The organism is Paraburkholderia sp. SIMBA_027 (genome assembly GCF_046535315.1).
In the GTDB taxonomy this organism is placed as follows: domain Bacteria; phylum Pseudomonadota; class Gammaproteobacteria; order Burkholderiales; family Burkholderiaceae; genus Paraburkholderia; species Paraburkholderia tropica.
This window is the reverse complement of the sequence record NZ_JAWRWY010000460.1, coordinates 1-276: the sequence shown is the minus strand read 5'-3', so window position 1 is coordinate 276 and position 276 is coordinate 1. Positions and strand designations below refer to the sequence as shown.

1 pseudogene is annotated in these 276 nt (G+C 65.9%); it reads left to right on the top strand.

The features are described 5' to 3' along the window. Window positions 1-276: pseudogene (locus tag SB764_RS39825) on the top strand (hypothetical protein); the annotation flags it as partial.

Sequence of the window (276 nt, the reverse complement as noted above, 5' to 3'; positions counted from 1 at the left end):
CGCGCCAACCCCTTCGGCGAAACCAGCCTGCGCCTGTTCGACATCGGCCCCAAGGGCCTGGCGATGGTGCTGGACGGCCTGATCGTGCACCGCTCCGGCGGCGAATGGGACACCAACTGCGCAGGCAAGTTCTCCAGCCGCGCCGTCACCCTGTCCATGGCCGACACGGTCACCCACGAATACCGCGACATCATCACGAGCGAATCTTACGAGTCGAGCCGCGCGGCCGTGGTGCGCGGCGATTGCGAGGAAAAGGTCGTCGACAAAGGCAAGACG